Source organism: Nocardia tenerifensis NBRC 101015 (assembly GCF_000308715.1).
Lineage (GTDB): Bacteria > Actinomycetota > Actinomycetes > Mycobacteriales > Mycobacteriaceae > Nocardia > Nocardia tenerifensis.
The window spans coordinates 1-3,249 of the sequence record NZ_BAGH01000487.1 but is presented as its reverse complement, the minus strand read 5'-3'; the positions used below and the strand labels follow the sequence as shown (position 1 = coordinate 3,249).

Sequence of the window (3,249 nt, the reverse complement as noted above, 5' to 3'; positions counted from 1 at the left end):
GCACCCGGATGGGTTCGGGCGCGCCGCCCGGGTCGGTCATCGCGCCTCGATCGGGAACCGCGCGGTGACCGCGAATCCGCCGCCCGGCCGCGGCCCGGCCTCGAAATCGCCGCCGAACAACGACACTCGTTCGCGCATGCCGACCAGGCCGAGGCCCGATCCGCTGCTATCCGGGGCGACGGCGGTCTCGTTCACCGGACCATCATCGCTGACGCACACGCTCAGCTCGTGCGCGGCATGCCGGATCTCCACGCGGGCGCGGCCGGTGTGCGCGTGCTTGACCACGTTGGTAAGCGCCTCCTGCACGATGCGATAGGCCGTCGTCTGCAACAGCGCGGGATAGTCGGCGGGCGCTCCGATGACCGCGTACTCCACGGTCAAACCGTCGTGGCGCAACCCGGCGACGAGACCGTCGATCTCGGCGAGCCCCGGCTCGTCCGCCTCCGGTTCCCGTCCCGGCTCGCGGATCTGCGCGAGCACCCGCCGCAGCTCGGTCAGCGCCGACCGGCTGGCCGTCTCGATCGCGCTCAACGCCTGACGCGCCTCGCCCGGCTGCTCGTCGAGCACCAGCCGGGCCACGCCGGAGCGGACCGCGACCATGCTCAACGTGTGCGAGATCAGGTCGTGCACGTCGCGCGACACGCGCAGGCGCTCCTCGGCCCGGATCCGGCGCTCCTCTTCGGCGGCCTGACGAAGTCGCTGCGCGGCGATGCTGTCGCGGTAGTCGCGCCGGGTCCGGATCATGTCGCCGATCAGCCACGCCGGAACGGCGATCAGCAATTGCACGAAGTCTTCTTCTTGATCGGGGTGCATCCGCATGCCGGTCATGCCGGTGATGTAGAGGGCGACAAGCGCTAAGCCGGTGGCCCACAAGGACTCTCGACGCGAGCGCAGGTCGGCCATGGTGAGCACGGCGACGCCGAAGGCGGGGCCGGTATTGCTGACCCACGGCGTGAAGCGCACGCCGAGCAGCGCGGCCAGGCACAGCACGACCGCCACCGCGATCAGCACCGCCAGCGGCCAGCGCCGCCGCACGATCAGCGGTATCACCGCGGCCGCGCCCAGTGCCGCGATGGCGGGCGTCGAGCCGGCCCCGCTGACCGCGCCGAGCAGCACCGGCAGCGTGAAGACGGCGAAGCAGCCGACGGCGATCGCGAGGTCGATCGCGTCCGGCCCGGCGTGACCCGGCCGGTGCCCGAATCGGGACAGCCGCTGGTGCCACGGTCGCGCGGTCGGGTCCGGCGGGGATGCGGAGAGGGCCATGGCGCAGACGGTAATCGGCTCGCCGGTACCGGCACATCGCCCCGGAGTCCAGCGCGCGAGTCATCCGGAGGTCGGACGATCCGGGCGGCGTCCGCCTCGGCGGGTGGCGCGAGCGTGGCCGCCGGGATGACGACAAGGCCCAGGTCAGCGGGCGAGAGTTGGGGACATGAACATCTATGACACCGGATCGCGCCGGGTGGACCTGCGGACCTCCCTGTCGCGCCCGCTGCTCACCATCGCCGCTGTGTCCCTCACATTGGGCGTCGTGGCCGGGGGCGTGAGCTATCTCGACCGCTCCCCCGTACCGGAGGCGCACGTCGACGGTACGGCGGCGTGGGGGACGCACATCGCGCTGTTCGCGTTGACGGTCGCCGCAGGCATTGTGGTGGTGCGCCGAATCGGCGTCTCCGCGTTCACAAGACTTCTCCTGTCCCCCGTGACTAGCGTTGCGGCGCAACGACTTACCACCACCGCGCGGTCGATCTTCCACCACCCGACCGCCCTGCTGCGCCTGCTGGCCGGCCTCCTGCCCGCGGCCGTGGTGGTGTACAGCCCTTTTCGCATGGGCATGCAGATCCTCGGCGGCCTCGACCCGAACTTCACCGCCAATGCCTGGGGTGGGCCGAGCTATCTCGGCGCCATGGCCTGCCACTACCTCGACGCCCTGCTGCTGATCGCCGCGTCGACCGCACTGCTGCACTGGCTGCTACTGCCCGCCGATAGGCGCCGCTGAGCGATCGAAACCGCGGCGAGTGCCCAGAACATCCGGGGTTTCTGCACTTTCGCAGATGACACCTGCGCATTTCACCCTTGTGTGGGCACAGGTGGGCACTGATACTGACCAACCGAACCCGTGTGCGTTGCGTCACACGCGTGCGGGCAGTGTGGAAAGTAGAGGAACAACTGGATGACGTCCACGATGGAAGCCGCCGAGTCCGAACAGGGGCTCGCGCGGGTCGCGCAGTCACTCGCCAGGTGGACGGAGAAATGGTTCCCCGACGCCTATGTCGTCGCGCTGGCGGGCGTATTCGTCGTCGCGCTCGCCGCCTTCGCCAACGGTTCCTCGCCCAAGGCGGTCGCCACCGCGTTCGGTGACGGCTTCTGGGACCTGACGACCTTCACGCTGCAGATGGCCATGGTGGTGCTCACCGGCTATGTCGTCGCCACGTCCCCGCCCGTGGCCCGGCTGATCGACCGGCTCGCCCTGGTCCCCAATAATCCGGCGAGCGCCGCGGGGTACGTCGCGTTCCTCTCCATGGCGGTCTCGTTCCTGAACTGGGGACTGAGTCTGGTCTTCGGCGGCCTGCTGGTCCGGGCCATCGCCCGCCGCACCGATCTGCGGGTGGACTATCGCGCGCTCGGCGCGGCGGCGTTCATGGGCCTGGGCGGCGTGTGGGCGCTGGGGCTGTCGTCCTCGGCCGCGCAGTTGCAGGCGAACGCCGGCTCGCTGCCGCCGGCCCTGCTGAAGATCACCGGCCTGCTCGACTTCGGGACCACCATCTTCACCTGGCAGTCGCTGCTGATGTGCGCCATCCTCATGGCGCTGACCATGGTCATCGCGCAGTGGTCGGCGCCGAAGGGCGAGGCGATCAAGACGGCCGAGCAGCTCGAGGTCGACCTGGACGACCAGCCCGAGGAGGCGACGCCGCGCACCAGGCCGGGCGAGTGGCTCGAGTACAGCCGCGTCCTGCCGATCCTGGCGGGCCTGATGACCATGGCCTGGTTGATCTTCCAGTTCCTCGCCAAGCCGGCGCTCACCGTGGTCAGCAGCCTCAACGGCTACCTGCTCGTCTTCCTCGTGCTCGGCCTGGTGCTGCACGGCACGCCGCGCAAGTTCCTGCAGGCGGTGACGCTGGCGGTGCCGCCGACGGCGGGCATCCTCGTGCAGTTCCCGCTCTACGCCGCCATGGCCGCGATCCTCACCAAAGCCAAGGGCCGGGGCGGGATCACCGTCTCCCAGCACCTCGCGGACTTCTTCACCAGCAT

3 protein-coding genes are annotated in these 3,249 nt (G+C 70.1%); 2 read left to right on the top strand and 1 reads right to left on the bottom strand.

Translation table 11 applies throughout. The features are described 5' to 3' along the window. Nucleotides 1–36 precede the first annotated feature (36 nt). Complete coding sequence (locus ON39_RS34280; RefSeq protein WP_040740453.1) at nt 37–1,263, bottom strand: sensor histidine kinase; 1,227 nt, start codon at nt 1,261–1,263, stop codon at nt 37–39. 166 nt (nt 1,264–1,429) lie between these two features. Between ON39_RS34280 and ON39_RS34275 the strand changes: the two genes are divergently transcribed. Together ON39_RS34275 and ON39_RS34270 are read left to right on the top strand one after the other, a co-directional pair. Further along, nucleotides 1,430–1,996, top strand: a complete 567-nt coding sequence (locus ON39_RS34275) for a hypothetical protein (protein ID WP_051187463.1) — start codon at nt 1,430–1,432, stop codon at nt 1,994–1,996. Nucleotides 1,997–2,170: 174 nt separating this feature from the next. Then, the coding region (locus ON39_RS34270) for a TIGR00366 family protein (protein WP_040740454.1) at nt 2,171–3,249 on the top strand (1,079 nt) is incomplete at its 3' end.

Excerpts from the sequence above, each read along its gene's own strand:
- ON39_RS34275 (WP_051187463.1), top strand. The coding sequence starts at position 1,430 with ATGAACATCTATGACACCGGATCGCGCCGGGTGGACCTGCGGACCTCC.
- ON39_RS34280 (WP_040740453.1), bottom strand. The coding sequence starts at position 1,263 with ATGGCCCTCTCCGCATCCCCGCCGGACCCGACCGCGCGACCGTGGCAC.